Origin of the sequence: Trichocoleus sp. FACHB-262 (genome assembly GCF_014696035.1) — a bacterium.
GTDB lineage: Bacteria > Cyanobacteriota > Cyanobacteriia > FACHB-46 > FACHB-46 > Trichocoleus.
The window spans coordinates 22,446-43,250 of the sequence record NZ_JACJPK010000112.1 but is presented as its reverse complement, the minus strand read 5'-3'; the positions used below and the strand labels follow the sequence as shown (position 1 = coordinate 43,250).

General features: G+C 51.0%; 22 protein-coding genes. All 22 read left to right on the top strand.

What is annotated here, in order from left to right:
* Positions 1-2,867: PAS domain-containing protein (locus tag H6F68_RS27645; protein WP_190564073.1), on the top strand; the 2,867-nt coding region annotated here is incomplete at its 5' end.
* Positions 2,868-2,875: 8 nt separating this feature from the next.
* Positions 2,876-3,505, top strand: coding sequence for a response regulator transcription factor (locus H6F68_RS27640; protein ID WP_190564071.1), 630 nt, complete (start codon positions 2,876-2,878; stop codon positions 3,503-3,505).
* A gap of 199 nt (positions 3,506-3,704) precedes the next feature.
* Positions 3,705-4,268: a DsbA family protein gene (locus H6F68_RS27635; RefSeq protein ID WP_190564069.1), complete on the top strand. Its 564-nt coding sequence runs from the start codon at positions 3,705-3,707 to the stop codon at positions 4,266-4,268.
* 74 nt (positions 4,269-4,342) lie between these two features.
* Positions 4,343-4,792, top strand: a complete 450-nt coding sequence (locus H6F68_RS27630) for a cupin domain-containing protein (protein WP_190564067.1) — start codon at positions 4,343-4,345, stop codon at positions 4,790-4,792.
* Between the two features lie 112 nt (positions 4,793-4,904).
* Positions 4,905-5,372 carry a VOC family protein gene (locus H6F68_RS27625; RefSeq protein ID WP_190564065.1) on the top strand — a complete coding sequence of 156 codons (468 nt, stop codon included), beginning with the start codon at positions 4,905-4,907 and terminating at the stop codon, positions 5,370-5,372.
* A 61-nt stretch (positions 5,373-5,433) separates the two neighbouring features.
* Entirely contained in the window at positions 5,434-6,372 is a 939-nt protein-coding gene (locus tag H6F68_RS27620; protein ID WP_190564063.1) for an NAD(P)-dependent oxidoreductase, read from the top strand.
* 80 nt (positions 6,373-6,452) lie between these two features.
* Complete coding sequence (locus H6F68_RS27615) at positions 6,453-7,037, top strand: NADPH-dependent FMN reductase (RefSeq protein WP_190564061.1); 585 nt, start codon at positions 6,453-6,455, stop codon at positions 7,035-7,037.
* Between the two features lie 17 nt (positions 7,038-7,054).
* Complete coding sequence (locus H6F68_RS27610; RefSeq protein ID WP_190564059.1) at positions 7,055-7,804, top strand: SDR family oxidoreductase; 750 nt, start codon at positions 7,055-7,057, stop codon at positions 7,802-7,804.
* 249 nt (positions 7,805-8,053) lie between these two features.
* A complete protein-coding gene (locus tag H6F68_RS27605; RefSeq protein WP_190564057.1) occupies positions 8,054-8,446 on the top strand; it encodes a cupin domain-containing protein in 393 nt (130 codons plus the stop codon).
* Between the two features lie 113 nt (positions 8,447-8,559).
* On the top strand, positions 8,560-9,072 hold the full coding sequence (locus H6F68_RS27600; protein ID WP_190564055.1) for a DUF2721 domain-containing protein: 513 nt from the start codon (positions 8,560-8,562) through the stop codon (positions 9,070-9,072).
* Positions 9,073-9,383: 311 nt separating this feature from the next.
* Complete coding sequence (locus H6F68_RS27595; protein WP_190564053.1) at positions 9,384-10,250, top strand: oxidoreductase; 867 nt, start codon at positions 9,384-9,386, stop codon at positions 10,248-10,250.
* Positions 10,251-10,302: 52 nt separating this feature from the next.
* Positions 10,303-11,013 (top strand): SDR family NAD(P)-dependent oxidoreductase, encoded by a 711-nt coding sequence (locus H6F68_RS27590; RefSeq protein ID WP_190564051.1) that lies wholly within the window; start codon positions 10,303-10,305, stop codon positions 11,011-11,013.
* A gap of 4 nt (positions 11,014-11,017) precedes the next feature.
* A complete protein-coding gene (locus tag H6F68_RS27585) occupies positions 11,018-11,347 on the top strand; it encodes an NIPSNAP family protein (RefSeq protein ID WP_190564048.1) in 330 nt (109 codons plus the stop codon).
* Positions 11,348-11,438: 91 nt separating this feature from the next.
* The gene (locus tag H6F68_RS27580) at positions 11,439-11,747 is read left to right on the top strand and encodes a Rho-binding antiterminator (RefSeq protein WP_242065687.1); all 309 of its coding nucleotides are present in this window, start codon (positions 11,439-11,441) and stop codon (positions 11,745-11,747) included.
* Between the two features lie 96 nt (positions 11,748-11,843).
* The gene (locus tag H6F68_RS27575) at positions 11,844-12,923 is read left to right on the top strand and encodes a nitronate monooxygenase family protein (protein WP_190564046.1); all 1,080 of its coding nucleotides are present in this window, start codon (positions 11,844-11,846) and stop codon (positions 12,921-12,923) included.
* Between the two features lie 320 nt (positions 12,924-13,243).
* The gene (locus tag H6F68_RS27570; RefSeq protein WP_190564044.1) at positions 13,244-13,924 is read left to right on the top strand and encodes a VOC family protein; all 681 of its coding nucleotides are present in this window, start codon (positions 13,244-13,246) and stop codon (positions 13,922-13,924) included.
* A 166-nt stretch (positions 13,925-14,090) separates the two neighbouring features.
* A complete protein-coding gene (locus tag H6F68_RS27565; protein WP_199300435.1) occupies positions 14,091-15,446 on the top strand; it encodes an epoxide hydrolase family protein in 1,356 nt (451 codons plus the stop codon).
* An 87-nt stretch (positions 15,447-15,533) separates the two neighbouring features.
* Positions 15,534-16,622 (top strand): thioredoxin family protein, encoded by a 1,089-nt coding sequence (locus H6F68_RS27560; RefSeq protein WP_190564042.1) that lies wholly within the window; start codon positions 15,534-15,536, stop codon positions 16,620-16,622.
* A 60-nt stretch (positions 16,623-16,682) separates the two neighbouring features.
* Complete coding sequence (locus tag H6F68_RS27555; protein ID WP_199300433.1) at positions 16,683-17,618, top strand: SDR family NAD(P)-dependent oxidoreductase; 936 nt, start codon at positions 16,683-16,685, stop codon at positions 17,616-17,618.
* Between the two features lie 59 nt (positions 17,619-17,677).
* Positions 17,678-18,274 carry a redoxin domain-containing protein gene (locus H6F68_RS27550; protein WP_190564041.1) on the top strand — a complete coding sequence of 199 codons (597 nt, stop codon included), beginning with the start codon at positions 17,678-17,680 and terminating at the stop codon, positions 18,272-18,274.
* Between the two features lie 3 nt (positions 18,275-18,277).
* Entirely contained in the window at positions 18,278-19,330 is a 1,053-nt protein-coding gene (locus tag H6F68_RS27545; RefSeq protein ID WP_190564040.1) for an alpha/beta fold hydrolase, read from the top strand.
* Positions 19,331-19,382: 52 nt separating this feature from the next.
* Positions 19,383-20,762, top strand: coding sequence for an epoxide hydrolase family protein (locus H6F68_RS27540; RefSeq protein WP_199300431.1), 1,380 nt, complete (start codon positions 19,383-19,385; stop codon positions 20,760-20,762).
* The last annotated feature ends 43 nt before the right edge of the window (positions 20,763-20,805 follow it).

Below are 20,805 nucleotides of genomic sequence, written 5' to 3'. Positions count from 1 at the left end.
GGACATTTCATACCTTCATTGTGCCAAAGCCAGCATTACTCTTTCAGCAACGCCCTCGACTCAAGCAAGAAACAGTCTTGACTTGGTGCCAAACTCATCGGCAGGTAGTCCTGAACTTACTGGGACAGGTAGAAAATCCTTGCCGTTTACAAGGTGTTGCTTACAATGAGGAGACATTACTACCGCTTAGTTTAGCCGCAAATGATAGAACTGGACTCCACATCTTTTATATTTACAAGCTTATCCTCTATTATCTGTTTAGGCAGTTTACTCAAGCAGTGGAAAATGCAGCCCAAGCCGAACAGTATTTGGATGGAGTAACTGGGTGGATAACGACCCCCATGTTACATTTCTACGATTTTTTGGCACGGCTAGCAGTACATCCACTTGTTCGTCGTTCAGAACAAAAACACCTACTTCTCAAGGTGACAAGCAACCAAGAAAAGATGCAAATACGGGCGCATCAGGCTCCAATGAATCATCTACATAAATTTTATCTAGTTGAGGCAGAGAAAGCGCGAGTTTTGGGTCAGTTGTTTGAGGCAGAAGAGTTTTACGAACAAGCGATTCGAGGGGCTAGGGAGAATGAATATATTCAAGAAGAAGCATTAGCCTATGAATTAGCTGCAAAGCACTATCTAGCGCGAGGCAGAGAGAAAATTGCCCAGCTTTACATGAAAGAAGCGCACTACTGCTATGAACGATGGGGAGCAACTGCAAAAGCCAAAGATTTAGAGACTTGCTATCCACAGTTTTTTCCTCAGTCGCTAAATGTGGCTCCTGTGACAGTTCTCACTACTGCTGGAACTACTTCTAACACCTCACAGGTTGCTATCGATTTAGCAGCGGTGATGAAAGCATCACAAGCGATTTCAAGCGAGATTGAACTAGAACGATTACTTCATTCTTTGATGCAGAGTCTAATTGAAAATGCTGGCGCACAAACCGGATCTCTACTTTTGGAAGATGCAGGAGAATGGAAGATCGAAGCGACTTGTGAACTTAGTGAGGGCGCACAGGTCTGTGCAACGCGAGTGCTGCAATCGATTCCAATGACGAATTGTTTACCTGAATCCATTATTCAGTATGTAATTCGGACTCATGAATCGGTCATTCTCAATGATGCTACCCGTGAAGGTCATTTCATCAATGATCCCTATATTCAACGCCATCAAACGCAATCGGTTTTGTGTTTACCACTGCTGAACCAAACCAAGCTTGTGGGCGTGTTGTATTTAGAAAATCAGTTGGCAACTGGAGTATTTTCACCAGAGCGATCGCAACTTTTAAGCCTACTATCTACTCAAGCAGCAATTGCGATCGAGAATGCCAAATTGTACTCAGAGCAACGTGCAAGCAAAAGTCAAATGACTCAATTTTTAGAAGCGATTCCATTAGGAGTTGCAGTTGTGAATGCGGCGGGCCGCCCTTACTACTTCAATCAACAAGCAACTCAGCTAATAGGCAAAGGGGTTGTTTCTTCCGTAACAATGGATCAACTTGTAGAGACATATCAAGCTTATATAGCCGGAACGAATCAAAAATATCCTACTGAAAAACTGAATCTATACCGGGCGTTGAAAGGTGAACGCACGAGGACAGATGATTTAGAAATTCACCGAGGCAATACCATCATTCCACTTGAGATTTGGGGAACGCCAGTTTTTGACGAACAGGGCAATATTGCCTATGCGATCGCCACTTTTCAAGACATTACCGAACGCAAAAAAGCTGAGCAACTACTTGCTGACTACAACCGTACCTTGGAACAACAGGTTGCTGAGCGAACTGTGCTGCTCTCTCAGGAGATTGAAGAGCGCCAGCGAATAGAGACTGCCTTACGACAGAGTGAAGAACAACGCAGGTTGACAATGGACTTCAGCTACATTGGCAGTTGGAACTGGAATATTACTGAGAACACAGTGGACTGGGACGACAATCATGTGCGATTGCTGGGATTAGTTCCCAATGAAGTTGAGAGTAGCTATCAGGCATGGCGAGATCGGGTTCATCCAGAAGATATTGATTGGGTTGAGCAAGCCATTGAAACAGCTCTAGAAACCCGTACCGATTTTGAAGCAGAATATCGAGTCATTTATCCAGATGGCAGCATTCATTGGTTAGTTGCCAGAGGTCGGGGCATTTATGACACAACCGGACAGCCTGTGCAAATGTTAGGAGTCATTCTTGACATTAGCGAACGACGAGAGGCCGCACTACGTGAACGCAAACGTGCTGAGGAGGCTTCCGTTTTAGAAGAACGCAACCGCATGGCGCGAGAAATTCACGATACATTGGCACAGGCTTTTACAGGCATTTTGCTCCATGTCGGATCTGTAACACAAATGCTGGCAGATGATTCGGGATCTGCTCAGATATATCTGGAAAGGCTGGAAAAAATTGATGAATTAGCTCGAACTGGGCTGGCTGAAGCGCGTCGCTCAGTGGTAGCACTCCGTCCTCAACTTTTAGAAGCGAGTACTTTACAGAGTGCTCTACATCGCCTCGTGATTCAGATGCAGTCAACTACTAAGACCGCTTTGATTTATGAAAGCAAGGGCGTAGTTTACTCTCTATCGCCCGAAGTAGAAAATCACTTACTACGGATTGGACAGGAAGCCTTAACAAACGCGATCAAATACGCCAATGCTAGTAAAATTCTGGTTGAGCTAGTGTATGACGATGCTCAATGTCTTCTGCGCGTTCAAGATGATGGACAGGGCTTTGGGGTTGGAAGCATTTCATCACTGGGCGGCTTTGGTTTGTTGGGAATGAGCGAGCGAGCAGAACGAATTGGTGCACACCTATCGATTCAAAGCCAACCTGGACAAGGAACAGAAATTGTTGTCATTGTCAACCGGGAGTGAAAATCATCATGAGTCAATCCACTAAAATTCGGGTTCTGATTGTTGATGATCACTCCCTCGTTACAGAAGGATTGACTAACATCATTAACTACGATCCAGAAATGACAGTGGTTGCTCAAGCAGAGGATGGGCAGCAGGCGATCGCCCAATACCGTGAACATCAGCCTGATGTCACCCTCATGGATTTACGCATGCCAAGAATGGCAGGGGTTGAAGCCATTACTGCAATTTGTGCTGAATTTAAGTCAGCTCGAATTATTGTGCTGACCACCTACAATGGCGATGAAGATATTTATCGAGGATTGCAGGCGGGTGCGCAGGGCTATCTGCTTAAAGATGCAAAGCCAAATGAACTTTTGAATGCGATTCGCATCGTTCACAGCGGTCAACAGTATGTTTCTTCGGCTGTGGCAAGTAAGCTGGTAGAGAGGATGAATAATCCGATACTCAGTGAACGAGAGCTAGAAGTGCTCCGTTTAATGGCGCAGGGATTGAGTAATCAAGATATTGGAATTGCTCTCAAGATTGGTGAGAGCACTGTCAAGTCGCATGTGACTCGGATTTTGAGCAAGCTGGGAGTGAGCGATCGCACGCAAGCCGTCATTGTTGCGGTTAAACGTGGGCTTGTTAGTTTATAGGCTTGAGTTAAGGCCTAGATTCATACTTTAGTTGGAGAGAAGCTACTACCTTAGGTAGATTACTTCATCCATCTTATGTTGCACGAAATTATGAACTTTCAGTGGGCGACATGTAGGAGCCAACTCCCTATATTGGGTTCATGCAAACGCTAACAGCAATTAAGTTGCAGAGTTTAAGTTTGCTTGGCAGGTCTGAAATATGGCTAGCGATTGCGAGCATCATTCCTTATTTGCCCCACCTTCAGTTCAGGATCACATTCAAGGTGTGCTAAGTGCCAGTGTTGTACTCATCCTGTATGGGGACTATGAATGTTTTCAAAGTGCAAAGACCTATCGGTTGATTAAAGCTGCTCAACAGCAGTTAAGCCCTTTCGAGGAGAATGATGTGTGCTTTATCTTTCGTCATTTCCCCCAAATACAGATTCATCCTCATGCTCAGCGGGCAGCGGAAGCAGCGGAAGCAGCGGCAGTTCAAGGTCAGTTTTGGCAGATGCATGAGATGCTCTTTATCCATCAACAAGCCTTAGAGAATGGATACCTCGTGGAATATGCAAATCGTCTGGGACTTGACATTTCTCGATTTTTGCAAGACTTATCCAAAGGAGCTTATGTCGATCACATCATTGCAGACATTCAGGGTGGATATTGCAGTGGGGTAGAAGCTGCACCAGCTTTCTTTGTGAATGGGATTCGTTACTGCGAGCGTTGGACTATTGAGCAATTGATAGCAGCTCTTGTAGCAGCAACTAATCAACGTTTTTGATTGTTATGTGCAGCTAGCCTCAGTCGCATAGAAGCTGCATTGGTTGACACAGTTATCCCACAGGTCTTTATCTCATGACACAATCTTTCTGGCTTTTTGGTTCTTGTCTCAGCATCGTTGCCGATCACACTACAACCGGAGGTCAATACGATCTGATTGAAGGCTATTTTCCACCGGGTTCACAGACTCCTCCCCATCGCCACACCCGTTACTCCGAACAACTTTATGTGCTGGAAGGTGAGTTCACGGTCTGGGCAGATGAGCACAAGGTCGTGTTAGGCGCAGGTGAAAGTTTTTTCATTCCTATCGGCACCACTCATGTTGTTGCCGCACTCAGCGAACAGCCAGCGCGCGGATTAGTCATTGCTGCCCCCAGTGCCTTTGCTCGGCTGATTGAAGCGGTGGGAACCCAGGATGAAACAGCAGCATCTGATATAGCTCTGTTCGAGCGCATTAGTGCTGAAATCGGGGATGAAATTTTAGGTCCGCCCGGAACTTTACCTGCCGTTGCGACGAGGATATAGCAACTTTATTGTCTTAACTCAAAGAGCTTCAGTGGTTTGCTTAATCGCGATCGCAGAAGAATGAAAAGCAACCAATCTAAACATCAAATTCACCAACTTAAAGGAGAACAAAATGACTAGCAATACTGTAAGCAGCCAAAACATGAAACTCGAAATTGTGGTGATCCCCGTTGCCGATGTTGATCGCTCCATAGACTTCTATAAAACGTTGGGATGGCGACTGGATGCCGACTTTCCTGGCGAGAATGGCTTCCGGGTGGTGCAATTGACTCCTCCCGGATCAGAGTGCTCAATCATCTTTGGTAACGGAGTGTCATTAGCCGAGCCAGGTTCAGTTCAGGGTTTGTACCTCATCGTTTACGACATTGAGGCAGCCCGCGCCGAACTGGTTGAGCGGGGTGTTGAGGTGAGTGAGATATTTCACGACATCGGCGGGATCTTCCACCACGCCGGAACCGAGGGGCGGGTACCAGGTCCCGATCCAGAACGTCGTGACTATGCCTCCTACGCCTCGTTCAGTGATCCAGACGGCAACGGTTGGATACTCCAAGAGGTCAGGGTGCGGCTTCCTGGACGGTAACACTTCCGCTATCAACGCAATGTAGTGCCGTACTAGGCGACAAGTTTTTCAGGAGTCACAAATGAAGATTTTTGTTGCCGGGGGAACAGGAGCGATCGGTCGTCCCCTACTCGACCAATTACTTGTCAGAAGACACGACGTTGTAGCGCTGACCCGCTCGCAAGAAAGAGCGCAGTCATTAGCGGCACAGGGAATAGAACCTGCGATCGCAGATGTATTCGACCCAGATGCAGTTAAAGCGGCGATCGCCCACGCTCAACCGGAGGTGGTGATTGAACAACTCACCGCCTTACCCAAAACTTACAGCCGCGAATCAATGAGTGCAGCAGGGCCTCTGAATACGCGGATTCGGTTAGAGGGGGGTGCCAATGTGCTGGCGGCAGCACAGGCAGCAGGGGTGCGCCGTTACCTGAGACAGTCGGTCGCCTTCTGGGGAATTCCCGGTGATGGATTGGCAGATGAGGAAACACCGTTATCGCTGGATGCCTCCCCCGCCGTTGCCGCCGATGCTCGCCTCGTCACTGAGATTGAATACCGTTTGTTGGAATCCAATCTCGAAGGAATTGCCTTACGCTATGGTTTCTTCTACGGACCTGGCACTTGGTTCAACCCGGATGGTGATGTAGCACAACAGATACGGCAGCAACAGTTTCCAATTGTCGGCAATGGTGATGGCGTCTGGTCGTGGTTACACATCGAGGATGCCGCGATCGCCACGGTTGCAGCCGCAGAGCAGGGCAATTCTGGTGTTTATCTGATTGTGGATGATCAGCCTTTAGCGGTGCGCGATTGGCTGCCTGCATTTGCGCGATCGCTGAATGCTCCCCCGCCGCCGCGAGTATCCATTGAAGATGCTTTGAACCTAGAGGGAGGTTCGGACATTGTTTACTACCAGACTCAGATGCGAGGTGCCTCGAATGCCAAGGCAAAACGCGAACTAAATTTTCAACCGCGACCGTTGGAATGGATGGTTAGCACCGCCGTATCTCATGCCAGTTAACAGTTTTCACAACTCACTGCGGATGGCTCAAAACTCAACCAGCATAGACTTATCACGAGAAAACTAAAAAGGAGAAACTCATGACCACTACCAAAATTCTCGCTTTTGCCGGGAGTGCTCGCCAAGATTCTATCAACAAAAAACTGGTGAAAGTCGCCCTTGAAGGAGCGAAAGCCGCAGGTGCAGAGGTAACATACCTGGATTTCCGCGATCTGCCCATACCGCTCTACGATGGGGATTTGGAAGAGGCTGAGGGACTGCCAGAGAATGTCCTCAAGCTCAAGGCTTTGATGAAAGCGCATCAGGGTTTCCTCATTGCCTGCCCAGAATACAACAGTTCGATCACCCCACTGCTGAAAAATGCGATTGATTGGGCATCGCGTTCTGAACCGGGCGAACTTCCATTGGAATGTTTCGCAGGCAAGGTTGCGGTGTTAATGAGTGCTTCTCCTGGAGCGTTGGGAGGCTTACGAGGATTAGTTCACGTCCGTTCCATTCTTGGCAACATTGGGGTTCTGGTGCTGCCCGATCAGCAGGCAATTAGCATCGCTTATCAAGCGTTTGAGGAGAATGGCAATTTGAAGGATGAAGTTCAACAGACAAGTATCCTGCAACTTGGTAGCAAACTCGCAACGGTGACTGCCAAACTCAATTCCCCTATCTAATTATTAGAGGTTTTGCCATGAGAATTGTTGTTATTGGTGGCAGTGGGCTGATTGGCAAGAAGCTTGTGAGCAAGCTACAGGAGCTTGGACATGAGGCGATCGCAGCGTCCCCTTCTTCAGGTGTCAACGCTGTTACAGGTGAGGGATTGGCTGATGTGCTAGTAGGTGCTCAAGTTGTTGTCGATGTGACGAATTCACCCTCCTTTGAAGATGCGGCGGTGCTAGAGTTCTTCGAGAAGTCAACCCGGAACCTGTTAGCAGCAGAGGCAGACGCGAGTGTGACTCATCACGTTATGGTATCAATCGTCGGGGCCGATCGCATCCCGGATAGCGGCTATATGCGTGCGAAAGTCGCTCAGGAAAAGTTGATCCAGTCCGCAGCAATCCCCTATACAATCGTCCGCGCTACGCAGTTCTTTGAGTTCATCGAGACGATCATCTCTCAATTCCCCACTGATGGGCAAACAGTTCACTTGCCGTCTGCCTTTATCCAGCCCATCTGGTCAGATGACGTTGTTGACACGCTGGTTGATATCACACTGGGAGCGCCAGTAAATGGCATTATCGACTTAGCGGGTCCCGATCGGTTCCGTTTCGAGGAGATCATCCGCCAATTCCTGAGTACAACTCACGACTCACGCCAAGTGGTTGTAGACAGTCACGCCCGTTACTTTGGTGCAGCGTTGAACGATCAACTCGTCCCTCAGGGCAACTCGCGCATCGGCCCGACGCACTTCGAGAACTGGCTCAACCGCTCGATCGCTTAAAGATCAGCAATGAGAATTTAATGCTGACATCAGTTGAGTTGAAGACACAAAGTCCAACATCGCGCAACTGCTGAGTTTTACAAAGCTCAACCTATACAGATCTAACCAACGATCGGCTTGTTCAGCATAAAAGCACATCAGATGAATTGATATCTACCAGCTTGTATTCACGTTTGTATTCACACAAGGAGAGCAGAAGTGTTGACTAGATTTTTCCATAAAGTTGTATTCATAACTCTCTCCTTATTCATGGCACTCTCCCTATTCATAACTCTCCCCGTATTCGCAGCTTCAACCGTGTTGGGTGAAAAGGTAACGTTGGTCTTCGACCATACCCTTCCCAATGCCCCTGGCAAGAGCATGAAAGTCCAGGTGGTCGAATATGCGCCAGGTGTCTCGTCGATCCCTCACACCCATGCAGCCTCAGCTTTCATCTATGCAACAGTTCTGGAAGGTGCGGTTCGGAGCAAAATCAATGATAATCCAGAGCAGGTATATCACGCTGGTGAAAACTTTTTTGAATTACCTGGCGATCATCATCGTGTCAGCGCCAATGCCAGTGATACTGAATCCGCACGCCTCCTAGCAGTGCTTGTCGCCAATACCAATGAACAGAGCCTGGTCATAAACGACAAAGAGTAAGACGCAAAATTGCAACGATTTTTACTAGTGGGGGCGTTGTTAGTCACCGAATTCAACCCCACTGAAACCAAATAGAGATCGGGTTAACGCCTTATCTAAGGGAGTGTGGCATTATGTCGTCAATTGAGGAAGTGACAAAGACAATTAACCTGATCATTGCTCCTGTCGTCACGATCACGACTTGTGCCATCGTGGTAAACGGCTTGATTGTTCGGTACGGTTCCCTCGGCGACCGCCTACATGCCGTCAACCAAGAACTAAGCAACTTGCAGGAGTCGGATCTAGCTCCCAATGGGCACAAGGCTCAGAAGGTACAAGAACTTGAATCCCTGCTGAGGGATCTCCTGAGACACCATCATTTCGTGCATGATGCCCTTGTTCTTACTTATACTTCTATCCTAGTCTTTATGCTGGATATGTTGGTCATTTCCATAGCAGTTGCCACTAATGTCAGTTGGCTAGCACAGATGGCACTGATAGTCTTTCTCAGTGGAGTTACCGTTCTATTTGGGGGAATGGTTTTGATTGCCTACGAGCTTCGCACATCTCACTATTCTATTCAATTAGAGGTGCATCGTACTTGCCGCCTGTGCCGCCACCAACACACTAAACTGGTAGGAAATTGAACTAGGAAGTTCTGGCAATTTCAGTGAGCCGGATGATAGCAACATCACCGTTGCCGCTATCACTCAACTTTATGTTTGTGAACAGGACAATCCAGAATTACTTCATCCTGCAGCTCACCTGAAGCCTATCAGATATAACAACTTCGCTTCCTACTGCTTTCTCCAATCCGAATGATTAAGTCGCTTTTAGCTCAAAGAACTTGAGTGGTGTGGATTGAGCGATCGCAGAAGCATGAAATTAACCAAGATGGGCAGCAAGCTCACCGACCTAAAGCCAACACACTAGACAACCCCTTAAACAAGGACACACGATGAAAACGCAGAAAGTATGGTTAATTACCGGAGCTTCCAGGGGCTTTGGGTTAGAAATTGCCAGAGCAGCCTTAGCCATAGGTGATCAGGTCATAGCCACGGTCCGCAGTAATCCCGCACAACTCACCACTGCCCTTCAAAACCACCCGGATCTGCATGTTGTGCAGATGGATGTCACCCAAGAAGACCAAGTACAAGAGGCTGTCCAGCAAGGCATTTCCCGTTTCGAGCGGGTTGATATCTTAGTCAATAATGCCGGGTTTGGCATAATCACGGCGATCGAAGAAGCCACGGATGCCGAAGTTCGCAAACAGTATGACACCAATGTGTTTGGTTTACTGAATGTGACTCGTGCGGTGTTGCCCTATCTACGCCAGCGGAAATCCGGGCGGGTGATCAATATCTCGTCTTTGTTTGGCCACGATGTGGTTCCGGGCTGGGGATTGTACGGGTCCACTAAATTTGCGGTCGAAGGGATCTCGAAAGGGCTAGCAGCGGAGCTGACACCACTTGGCATCCATGTCACCGCAGTGGCTCCCGGTCTTTTTACGACTGACTTCCTAAGCACTGAATCTTATGTTGCCGCTAAAACCATTATTGCCGATTATCAGGCAACAGTAGGACCGATCCGGAGCGGAGCTGATGCGCTACACGGCAACCAACCTGGAGATCCGAAAAAGTTTGCTCAGGTGATTCTTCAACTCGCTAATACAGAACGTCCGCCACTGCATTTGCTCGTCGGGAAAGACGCGATCGCGATGTGCCAGAGCAATGCCGCAAAATTGGCTCAGGAAATCGAAGCATGGCTGCTAGTCGCGACTAGCACCGACCATGACCAGCGCATCACAGCTTCGACCATCGCCTGATCTGCAAGATTCACACATCAGTATTTAAACATCATTTCCAAAGGAGTTTTACATGAGCACTGAACAGAAAGTCGCTGTGATTACCGGCGCATCGCAGGGCATCGGTGCAGCCCTGGTTAAGGCATACCGCGATCGCAACTATCGGGTGATTGCGATCTCACGCTCAATTCAGCCATCGGACGATGATGAGATTCTCTCAGTGTCAGGTGACATCGCGGATCGAAAAACTGCCGAGCGTGCAATCATCGAAGGCGTGACCCGATTTGGGCGCATTGACACACTGGTCAACAACGCTGGAATCTTCATTGCCAAGCCGTTCACCGAGTACACCGAGGCAGACTACGCAGCGTACCTGGGCACCAACATCACTGGATTCTTTCATATGACACAACTCGCGATCGCCGAGATGGAGAAGCAGGGTAGCGGTCATGTTGTGCAGATCTCAACGAGTCTGGTTGACAACCCGATCGCTGGCGTACCCTCTGTACTCGCATCACTGACGAAGGGTGGACTGAATGCTGCGACCCGATCACTGGCGATCGAGTATGCCAAGCGCGGTATCCGGGTGAACGCGATCGCGCTGGGTAACATCAAGACGCCAATGCATCCTGCCGAGACCCATGCACAGCTCGCTGCCATGCACCCAATCGATCGGATGGGCGAAATCTCTGACATCGTTGATGCGATCCTCTATCTAGAATCTGCCAACTTTGTAACGGGCGAAATCCTTCATGTTGATGGTGGTCAGAGTGCAGGGCATTAGAGGCATGATCTACGAATTACGCATTTATCACTCCATGCCCGGACGACTATCCGCGCTGCTGTCGCGCTTCCAAAATCACACATTACAGATTTGGGAAAAGCATGGCATCCGTCAGGCTGGATTCTGGACAACGCTGATTGGCGAGAGCGAGAGTAACCAGCTTACCTACCTGCTTGCCTGGGACAGTGTGGCTGAGCGTGAGGAGCGCTGGAACGCATTCCTCGCCGACCCTGAATGGATCGCGACCAAGGCCGAAAGCGAGAAGAACGGTCCCCTCGTGCAGAACATCCGCAACGAGTTGCTAGCACCGACCGCGTTTTCCTCGGTGAAGTGAGTGGTAGGGCGATTGACGAGCAAGCTCATCAATCTAAAAAGAGAATTCGCTATTTTTTCTGCTCACTTACATCATCAGTCGAGAATCAACCATGAAACTGAACCCAGATTCAACTCAACACACCATTGTCGATACAGGCTGTTCTGATGCCTCTGCAAACCTGTATCAAGCGGTTAGCTGTAGTTTTTACGACGAGCTAGAAGCACTCGCTACCTTACATCGGATTTGTACGATCCGCTATCGCACAGAAACTGGTGAAGCAGCCAGTATAGAAAGCAAAATTATCGACCTCTATACTGCCAACAAAAGCGAATTCCTTAAGCTGCAAGATGGAACTGAAATTCGCCTCGATCGCTTGATTTCAGTAGATGGCAAGCCCGTCTCCTTTACAAACTACTAAATTATCTCATTGTTCATCAATGACAAGGCATTGTCGTACTCTCTAGCAAGTTTCTGGAGGTTCCTATGCAACTGGTAAGGCATGTGAGAGGTATTTATGTGGCCTAAGACGGAACTGATAGATCTACTCAAGATCGCGCATCCAATCATTCAGGCTCCGATGGCTGGCGCTTCTACACCTGAGTTAGTTGCAGCTGTTTCTAATGCAGGAGGTCTAGGCTCGTATGGTGGGGCGGCCACCCCACCAGCTAACCTTCGCTCCGTTATCAGGCAAATTCGAGAGCTGACAGACCAACCCTTCGCAGTGAATTTGTTTGCTCCAGCCGTTGAAGCATATCAACTGATGCCTGAGCAGCAAACTCCCATGTCTGAGCTATTAACAAAATGGCACAACGAACTAAACGCCGGACCTGTGCCTGAACCAATCCCGATACTCGGACCATTCGGAGATCAATTTGCTGTCCTGCTTGAGGAGAAAGTACCTGTTTTTAGTTTCCACTTTGGACCTGCGCCCATTGAGGCAATTCATAAGATACACGCGATCGGCTCAATTGTATTGGCGACCGCGACCACCGTCCGTGAAGCAAAAGCGCTCGTCGAAGCAGGAGTCGATATCATCATCGCCCAAGGCTTTGAAGCTGGAGGTCATCCCGGCACCTTTGCAGTACCTTATGAACACGAATTGATTGGAACAGCTGCGTTAGTGCCACAGATAGCTGATGCGGTCTCGGTTCCGGTCGTGGCAGCGGGCGGAATCATGGATGCTCGTGGAATTGTTGCGGCATTTGCACTGGGGGCAAGCGGGGTACAGATGGGGACTGCCTTTCTCGCCTGCCCTGAAAACAACATCTCAGAAGTCTATCGGCAGGCAGTCCTCAAGTGTCAGGACGAAGACACAGTGATTACTGAAGTATTTTCCGGCAAGCCCGCCAGAGCCATCCGAAATCGATTTATCCATGAAATGGAAAACAACAAGGATAAAGTGCTGCCATTCCCGGCGCAGATGTCTATAGGGCGGGTTTTGCGTCAGGCTTCTGCTCAACAATCAATTCCAGATTTTGTCAGTATGTGGGCAGGACAGGGAGCAGCATTAACCGAAGCTCTCTCAGCAGGTGAGCTGATCGGAAAAATCATACAAGAAGTTCAAGCTGTCACTGCTTCGTTACAGCTCAAATAATAAGTTAAAAGTTCAGACCAAAGTCTATCTCTGAGCAACCGCTTGCAGTAGGCCGCCAATTACGTTGTTGCTGAGGGTGAGAGTCTTATCGCTATTACAGGAATTAGCCTTCCCTGTACAATTCCACCCTTTGGTACATCAAAGCTAAATTCACTTGGATGTTGAAGATGTTGAAAGAAGGACAGACATTTAAATCGCGTTTTAACTCAAACAACTTCAGTGGTTTGCATTGGGCCGGAGCGCCTGACCCGCCAAAGGCGATCGCAGAAGAATAAAACGTAACCAATCTGAACAACCTTATTAACCAAAAGGAGAACAAGATGAGTAGCAATCAAGTAAACCGTCCAAACATGAAACTCGAAGTTGTGGTATTCACCGTTTCTGACGTGGAGCGCACGAAGGCATTTTACGAGAATCTTGGCTGGCGACTCGACATCGACATCGCGGCGGGCGGCTACCGCAACGTGCATGTGACACCGCCCAACTCGGATGCCTCAATCATCTTCGGCAAGGGAGTCACTCCAGCCAATTCTGGCTCGGCACAAAATCTAGTTCTCGCTGTGGATGACCTGGACGCTGCCCGCAAAGATTTGAGCGATCGCGGTGTCAATGTGAGCGAGATCTTCCACTATGCTGGCGGTCCCTTCAACAACGCCCTGGAGAATCCACGTGTCTCCGGACGCGATCCGCAAGGTCGTTCCTACTTCTCCTTTGCCTCATTTGAAGACCCGGACGGGAACCTCTGGCTGCTCCAGGAAATCACAACGCGGCTTCCTGGTCGTTTATGGGACTCTCCACAAGCAGACGTTGCCACCCTGGCAACTCTTCTCCACGAGACGGCAGAGCGCCATGATTACTACGAGAAGACTCACGGCGAGCATCACTGGTGGAACTGGTATGCGCCCTATCTGAGTGCGCGTCAGAATGGCAGCAGTCCAGAAGAGGCAACCGCCGCCGCTGATCGTTACATGGAGAATATTTTGCCTGTTCTTTCCAAGTGATGCGGTCAGACTGTTAGCTGTTAGAGCGAGTTTTGGACGACCTTTTCCTTGCTGCATTAAGCGATGGGGCGAGCAACGGAACTTAAACCCAGAACTCGCCCCACTATCAAAGCTAAGTAATGTGGGCAGGCGATACATAACCTCAGTTAAATCCAATTAAAAATCAATGTTTAAAGAAATCAACCATCAACGCCGCCGCTTTTTGGGCATTGCGGCCATGACCATTGCGACTACACAGCTCGGTCGATTCAGCTCTGTCAATGCACAATCGAGCCCAACAAAACCAAAGGAGACCCCCACGACTCAACCCGGAGCTGTGCAGTCCGCCGCCCCAAGCACCATTCGCCCCTTCCGGATCAACATGTCGGAAGAAGCACTCGTCAACCTTCGTCGCCGCATCGCGTCAACGCAATGGCCCGAAAAGGAAACTGTCACTGACCTATCGCAGGGTCTACCGCTCGCGACAATGCAAAAACTCGCGCGCCATTGGGCGACAGATTACGACTGGCGCAAGGTCGAGGCAAAGTTAAACAGCTTGCCACACTTCATCACCGAGATTGATGGACTAGACATTCATTTCATTCATGTTCGTTCAAGACACGAAAACGCATTGCCGCTCATCGTCACGCATGGATGGCCCGGCTCGATCATCGAGCAGCTCAAGATTATCGATCCATTGATCAATCCCACAGCATATGGTGCGAGTGCATCGGACGCTTTCCATGTGGTGATTCCGTCGATGCCCGGTTACGGTTTCTCTGGCAAGCCGACCACTACTGGCTGGGGCGTCGAGCGCATGGCAAGTGCCTGGGACGTGTTGATGAAGCGGCTGGGCTACAACCGCTACGTCGCTCAGGGTGGCGACTGGGGCGCGTTTGTCGTCGATCAGATGGGTTTGCAGGCACCTACAGGATTGCTTGCCATCCACACCAACATGCCTGCTACTGTTCCAGCTGATGTTGACAAAGCGCTCCTAGCTGGCAGCCCAGCGCCATTGGGTCTCTCGGCTGACGAACAGCGTGCCTATGAGCAGCTAGTCAGAACGTTCAAGCAAGTCGACTACGCCAAATTGATGGCGTCGCGTCCGCAAACCTTGTACGGAATTGCAGATTCACCTGTTGGACTGGCCGCTTGGCTTCTTGATCACAATGATGCTGGCGGTCAGCCGGCAGCAGCAGTCGTCGAGGCCCTCAACCGGACAACCAGCGCCACAGGCGAACTGACCCGCGACGAGATCCTCGACAACATCACGCTTTATTGGCTGACGAACACGGGGGTCTCGGCGTCCCGTCTCTATTGGGAATACAAGGGTGGCTTTTTCAACACCAAAGGCGTCTCCATTCCAGTGGCGGTGAGCGTCTTCCCTGGTGAGCAATATGAGGCTCCACGGAGCTGGACCGAGCGGGCGTATCCCAATCTCATTTATTACAACCAGCTTGACAAAGGGGGCCATTTCGCGGCTTGGGAGCAGCCAATGATTTTTGTTCAGGAAATTAGGGCGGGGTTCCGATCGCTGCGTTAATTATGAAAAATATCCTTATCAGTGCAACTGTCGAGGCTCTCTAATTCCACTGGACCTATCCGAACGCAACGACAGGGAGGTCAGTGCATGTCTAAAAAAATCAATCATAATCGCCGCTACTTTTTAACAACCATGCTTAAAACTATTGCTGCCGCTCCGCTTGGCATGCTCAGCTGCACCGCACAGCACGCTACGTCGGCAACGGCTAAGTTACCGATTGAAGGCGACCTGCCTTCTCTTGTCGGCGCTATCGCGTGGCTTAATTCGCAGCCATTAACCGTTGACGAACTGCGTGGAAAAGTCGTGCTGATCAACTTCTGCACATATACCTGCATCAATTGGCTGCGCCAACTCCCTTATGTTCGCGCTTGGGCCGAGAAGTATCAAGATCAGGGACTAGTCGTCATTGGTGTACATACGCCAGAGTTTGAATTCGAGAAGGATATCGATAATGTCCACCGAGCGTTGACGGAAATCAGAATTGACTATCCGATCGCCGTAGATAATGATTATGCCGTGTGGCGCGCGTTCGAGAACCATTATTGGCCAGCCCTTTATTTTATAGATACGCAAGGACGCATTCGTCATCATCACTTCGGCGAGGGTGAGTACGAGCGATCGGAACAGGTCATTCAACAGCTCCTGTCTGAATCTGGAACTGGCCGTGTCGGTCAGGAAATGGTCGAAGTCGATGCTCGCGGTTTTGAAGCTGCCGCCGATTGGAACAGCCTGCGATCGCCGGAAAACTACCTCGGCTACGAAAGAACGGAGAATTTTGCCTCTCCCGGTCGCGCGGAGTTAAACAAGCCTCATTTATATACCGCCCCCGCGCAATTGAGACTTAATCAATGGGCACTTTCGGGCGAATGGACCATCGGCAGACAAGCCATTGTACTAAATAAGCCCGGTGGGCGGATTGTGTACCGCTTCCACGCCCGTGACCTGCATCTCGTCATGGGGCCAGCCGAAGGAACGTCGGTGCGGTTTCGTGTGCTTATAGACGGCCAGCCAGCAGTCGCGGCTCGTGGACTTGATGTCAATGAGAGAGGAGAAGGCACGGTTACCGAACAGCGGTTGTACCAACTGGTCAGGCAGCCAAAGCCCATCAGCGATCGCCAGTTCGAGATCGAGTTTCTGGATTCTGGGGTGGAAGCTTTTGCCTTCACGTTTGGTTAATCACGCAAACAGATACGCCTTCGCAACGAGTGGCAGAAAAGTGAACGCAAGGTCAATGATATGACGATGGAATCCATACATGACAGCCCAATCCTCGTGACCGGAGCAGCTGGCGATATCGGTGCAATTGGCCGCAACCTCACCGCAATGCTGCTCGCCAAGGGGCACAAGGTGCGCGCCCTGGTCCGGCGGGAAGATGAACGCGGTGAAGCTCTGCGCCAACTTGGAGCCGAGGTTGTGCAAGGCGATCTGACCGATCTTGCCTCAATGCACCAGGCGATCGAAGGTTGCGCGCGCATCTATTTCGGCATGTCGGTCTCGGCGGCGTATCTCGAAGCCACGGTTAACACCGCTGCAGTGGCGAAGCACCACGGGGTCGAGGCTTTCGTGAACATGTCGCAGATGACGGTGACGCAGATGAGCATTACCGAGACCACTGACAGCCCACAGCACAAGCTGCACTGGCTGGCAGAACAGGCATTGACGTGGTCGGGGCTACCGGTCGTGACCGTGCGGCCGACGGTCTTCCTCGAAAGTTTCTTTCTACGTCTCGCCGCTGCTGGCGTCCGGGACAATGACGAACTGGCGCTGCCGCTAGGTAACAGCAAGACCTCACCGATCTCGGCGGTTGATGTAGCGCACGCCGTTTCCGTGATCCTAGACGACCCTACCTCGCACATTGATCAGGTTTACAATCTGACCGGATTTGAGTCGGCTGATCTGAACCATTATGCGCGCGCGTTCTCCGAGGCACTGGGTCGAACGATCCGCTATCGTAACGTGCCGCTCTCCGGATGGACTGATACGCTGCGTGAGTTTGGGGTGCCAACGCACCTCCTTAACCACCTCGCGGTGATGGCCGAACTTCACGCGCAGGGGCGGTACGACCGCATGACGGACGACCTATTCAAGCTCACTGGCAAGACGTCGACGAGTATGTACGACTTCGTGAAATTGCACGCTGCTGAATTCACGCGGACTCAAGTCGCGGCTTGAGGGGCTTTGTCGGTTCCTCTTACTGAGGTTATCAATTCCAACCAGAAAGGAGTTTTCGAATGCGCTCTGATATTGTTCCAGGGGCTGTCTTCCCCGACTACGAACTGCCCGACCACACCGCGAAACGTCGGAAAATCTCCGAGCTGCAAGGACAACATCCGATGGTTCTCGTCCTCAGCCGCGGAGGGTACTGCCCAAAGGATCGCCGACAGGCTGAAGGATTGGTTCAACTTCATCGTGAGATCGAGGTCGGCTATTGCCGTTTGGTCACGATCAGCACCGACAACATCACGGAGACGAATGAATATCGCAGCGGTGTCGGTGCCCACTGGCCGTTCCTCTCCGACGCGGGACGCAAACTCCAAAAAGACCTCGATATCGCCGAATACACAGACCCACTCCACAATCCTATGATCCCCTACACGATCGTCCTGGAACCGGGTCTGGTTATTTACAAGATCTACATGGGCTACTGGTTCTTCGGGCGACCCACTCTGGAAGAGCTGCGTCAGGACCTGCGCGCTGTTCTCAAGAAATGCCGACCGGACTGGGACATCACCACACCTGAACTGAAAGCGGCGTGGCAGCAAGACCACAAAGAACTCTTCTACCCGTACGGCAAAACCTACGCCCAATCGATCGGCGAACAGGATTAGAAAATGTCCGACAAAATCAACCATCAACGACGCCGCTTTTTGGGCATTACAGCTATGGCCATTGCGACTACACAGCTTGGTCGATTCAGTTCTGCGATCGCCCAAACGAGCAAAACACAACCAGCCGCTCTGTCCACGATAAAGTCGGGGGCAAACACATCATTCGGCTCACTGAAGCAGATCGATGCTGGTGTCTTGAATGTTGGATACGCCGAAGCGGGTCCCGCGGATGGTCGTCCAGTCATCCTTCTGCATGGATGGCCTTACGACATTCACAGCTATGTCGATGTCGTCCCTTTGTTGGCGTCGGCGGGGTACCGGGTGATCGTCCCGTATTTGCGGGGCTATGGCACGACCCGATTTCTTTCAAGCGAGACACCCCGCAATGGGCAACAGTCGGCACTTGCGGTCGATATCATTGCTTTGATGGATGGGCTTAAGATCGAGAAGGCAGTCATCGCTGGTTATGATTGGGGCGCACGCACCGCCAACATTATCGCAGCGCTCTGGCCCGAACGCTGCAAGGCACTCGTTTCCGTAAGTGGCTATTTGATCGGCAACCCTGAGGCCAACCAGACACCACTGCTACCGCAAGCCGAACTCCAATGGTGGTACCAATTCTATTTTGCGACGGAACGCGGCAAGCTTGGCTACGAACAATATCGACACGATTTCAACAAGCTCATCTGGCGACTTGCCTCACCGAAATGGAACTTTGATGACGCGACGTTCGATCGCAGCGCCACGGCCTTCGACAATCCGGATCACGTCGACATCGTGATCCACAACTACCGCTGGCGGCTTGGATTAGCCGAAGGCGAGTCGAAGTATGACGAGTTTGAGAAGCGACTCGCCATATTCCCCATGATCACCGTACCTACCATCACAATAGAGAGTGATGCCAACGGCGCGCCGCATCCAGATCCCAGTTCCTATGCCAAGAAATTTTCGGACAAATATTCGCACCGGACTATCAAAGGCGGCATTGGGCACAACCTGCCACAAGAAGCGCCACAGGAGTTTGCTAAAGCTGTCGTCGAAGTTGACGGTTACTGATCGGGTTTAACCTGAGCCACGGAACGAACCATTTGCAGCAAAGAGAAAACGCATGACCAAATTGAAAGAAGGACGCTACAAAACTAAAACCCGCACCACAAGTACGTTTGTCCTGCTCTTGCGACTTCTCGTCATGCTCTTTGCAGCGATGGTGCTGCTAGCACTGCCCGTTCTCGTGCTAGCGCAGCAATCCGCCCAGACTCGCACACAAACCCAGGTTGTGTCTGAGGCGATCGCAACTCAAGACAACGCCATCCGCCCCTTTCGTGTTTACGTTCCGCAGGAGGCGATCGACGACCTCCGCCGACGCATTGCAGTGACCCGCTGGCCTGACAGAGAAACGGTTACCGATCAGTCCCAGGGCGTCCAACTGGCGACCATGCAGGAGCTTATTCGTTATTGGGGGACAGAGTATGACTGGCGGAAAGCCGAGGCGAAGCTGAATGCCTTACCGCAGTTCGTCACGAACATCGACGGACTGGACATTCACTTTATCCACGTCCGCTCCAAGCATCCGAACGCCTTGCCGTTGCTTGTCACGCACGGATGGCCCGGATCGGTCATTGAACAGCTAAAGATCATCGGCCCGCTGACCGACCCGACAGCCTACGGAGGACGCCCAGAAGACGCCTTCGACTTGGTCATCCCATCAATTCCTGGCTATGGCTTCTCTGGCAAACCGACGGGCACCGGCTGGGACCCCGACCACATCGCACGAGCCTGGGCGGAACTGATGCAGCGCCTCGGCTACACCCGTTACGTTGCCCAGGGCGGCGACTGGGGCTCCCCCATCTCTATCGCGATGGCACGCCAGGCACCGCCAGGATTACTCGGCATCCACATCAACTTACCAGCAACGATACCGCCCGATGTAGCCCCGGTGCTCGCCAGCGGCGGACCTGCACCAGCAGGACTATCCGAGAAGGAACGGGCAGCGTTCGACTCACTTGACACCTTCAATAAGAAAGAACGGGCCTACGCCGTGATCATGGGCACGCGTCCGCAGACAATCGGGTACGGCCTGACGGACTCGCCGACCGGACTCGCAGCGTGGCTGCTTGGGCATCCAGGCTTCACCCAGTGGACAAGCAGCAGCAGCGATTCTGCAAAGTCCCCGACGAAAGACGAGGTGCTGGACGACATCACGCTGTACTGGCTAACGAACAGCGCAGTCTCGTCAGCTCGACTGTACTGGGAGAACAAGACTAGTCTTTTGAACGCGATCGCACAGAAGACCGCGGAGATTTCCCTCCCGGTGGCCATCACGGTATTTCCGGGGGAGATATATCGGGCTCCAGAGACATGGGCTCGGCGCGCCTATCGCAACCTGATCTACTTCCATGAGGCCAACAAGGGCGGCCACTTCGCAGCCTGGGAACAGCCGCAGCTCTTCTCTGAGGAGATCCGCGTGGCATTCAGGCCACTGCGTTAGTTCAAAACCAATTGATTCATCCGACAAACTGTAATGACCACCT

Excerpts from the sequence above, each read along its gene's own strand:
- H6F68_RS27550 (WP_190564041.1), top strand. The coding sequence starts at position 17,678 with ATGCGCTCTGATATTGTTCCAGGGGCTGTCTTCCCCGACTACGAACTG.
- H6F68_RS27590 (WP_190564051.1), top strand. The coding sequence starts at position 10,303 with ATGAGCACTGAACAGAAAGTCGCTGTGATTACCGGCGCATCGCAGGGC.
- H6F68_RS27615 (WP_190564061.1), top strand. The coding sequence starts at position 6,453 with ATGACCACTACCAAAATTCTCGCTTTTGCCGGGAGTGCTCGCCAAGAT.
- H6F68_RS27635 (WP_190564069.1), top strand. The coding sequence starts at position 3,705 with ATGGCTAGCGATTGCGAGCATCATTCCTTATTTGCCCCACCTTCAGTT.
- H6F68_RS27595 (WP_190564053.1), top strand. The coding sequence starts at position 9,384 with ATGAAAACGCAGAAAGTATGGTTAATTACCGGAGCTTCCAGGGGCTTT.
- H6F68_RS27640 (WP_190564071.1), top strand. The coding sequence starts at position 2,876 with ATGAGTCAATCCACTAAAATTCGGGTTCTGATTGTTGATGATCACTCC.
- H6F68_RS27585 (WP_190564048.1), top strand. The coding sequence starts at position 11,018 with ATGATCTACGAATTACGCATTTATCACTCCATGCCCGGACGACTATCC.
- H6F68_RS27555 (WP_199300433.1), top strand. The coding sequence starts at position 16,683 with ATGACGATGGAATCCATACATGACAGCCCAATCCTCGTGACCGGAGCA.
- H6F68_RS27625 (WP_190564065.1), top strand. The coding sequence starts at position 4,905 with ATGACTAGCAATACTGTAAGCAGCCAAAACATGAAACTCGAAATTGTG.
- H6F68_RS27575 (WP_190564046.1), top strand. The coding sequence starts at position 11,844 with ATGTGGCCTAAGACGGAACTGATAGATCTACTCAAGATCGCGCATCCA.
- H6F68_RS27620 (WP_190564063.1), top strand. The coding sequence starts at position 5,434 with ATGAAGATTTTTGTTGCCGGGGGAACAGGAGCGATCGGTCGTCCCCTA.
- H6F68_RS27570 (WP_190564044.1), top strand. The coding sequence starts at position 13,244 with ATGAGTAGCAATCAAGTAAACCGTCCAAACATGAAACTCGAAGTTGTG.
- H6F68_RS27605 (WP_190564057.1), top strand. The coding sequence starts at position 8,054 with ATGGCACTCTCCCTATTCATAACTCTCCCCGTATTCGCAGCTTCAACC.
- H6F68_RS27630 (WP_190564067.1), top strand. The coding sequence starts at position 4,343 with ATGACACAATCTTTCTGGCTTTTTGGTTCTTGTCTCAGCATCGTTGCC.
- H6F68_RS27540 (WP_199300431.1), top strand. The coding sequence starts at position 19,383 with ATGACCAAATTGAAAGAAGGACGCTACAAAACTAAAACCCGCACCACA.
- H6F68_RS27600 (WP_190564055.1), top strand. The coding sequence starts at position 8,560 with ATGTCGTCAATTGAGGAAGTGACAAAGACAATTAACCTGATCATTGCT.
- H6F68_RS27565 (WP_199300435.1), top strand. The coding sequence starts at position 14,091 with ATGTTTAAAGAAATCAACCATCAACGCCGCCGCTTTTTGGGCATTGCG.
- H6F68_RS27560 (WP_190564042.1), top strand. The coding sequence starts at position 15,534 with ATGTCTAAAAAAATCAATCATAATCGCCGCTACTTTTTAACAACCATG.
- H6F68_RS27610 (WP_190564059.1), top strand. The coding sequence starts at position 7,055 with ATGAGAATTGTTGTTATTGGTGGCAGTGGGCTGATTGGCAAGAAGCTT.
- H6F68_RS27580 (WP_242065687.1), top strand. The coding sequence starts at position 11,439 with ATGAAACTGAACCCAGATTCAACTCAACACACCATTGTCGATACAGGC.
- H6F68_RS27545 (WP_190564040.1), top strand. The coding sequence starts at position 18,278 with ATGTCCGACAAAATCAACCATCAACGACGCCGCTTTTTGGGCATTACA.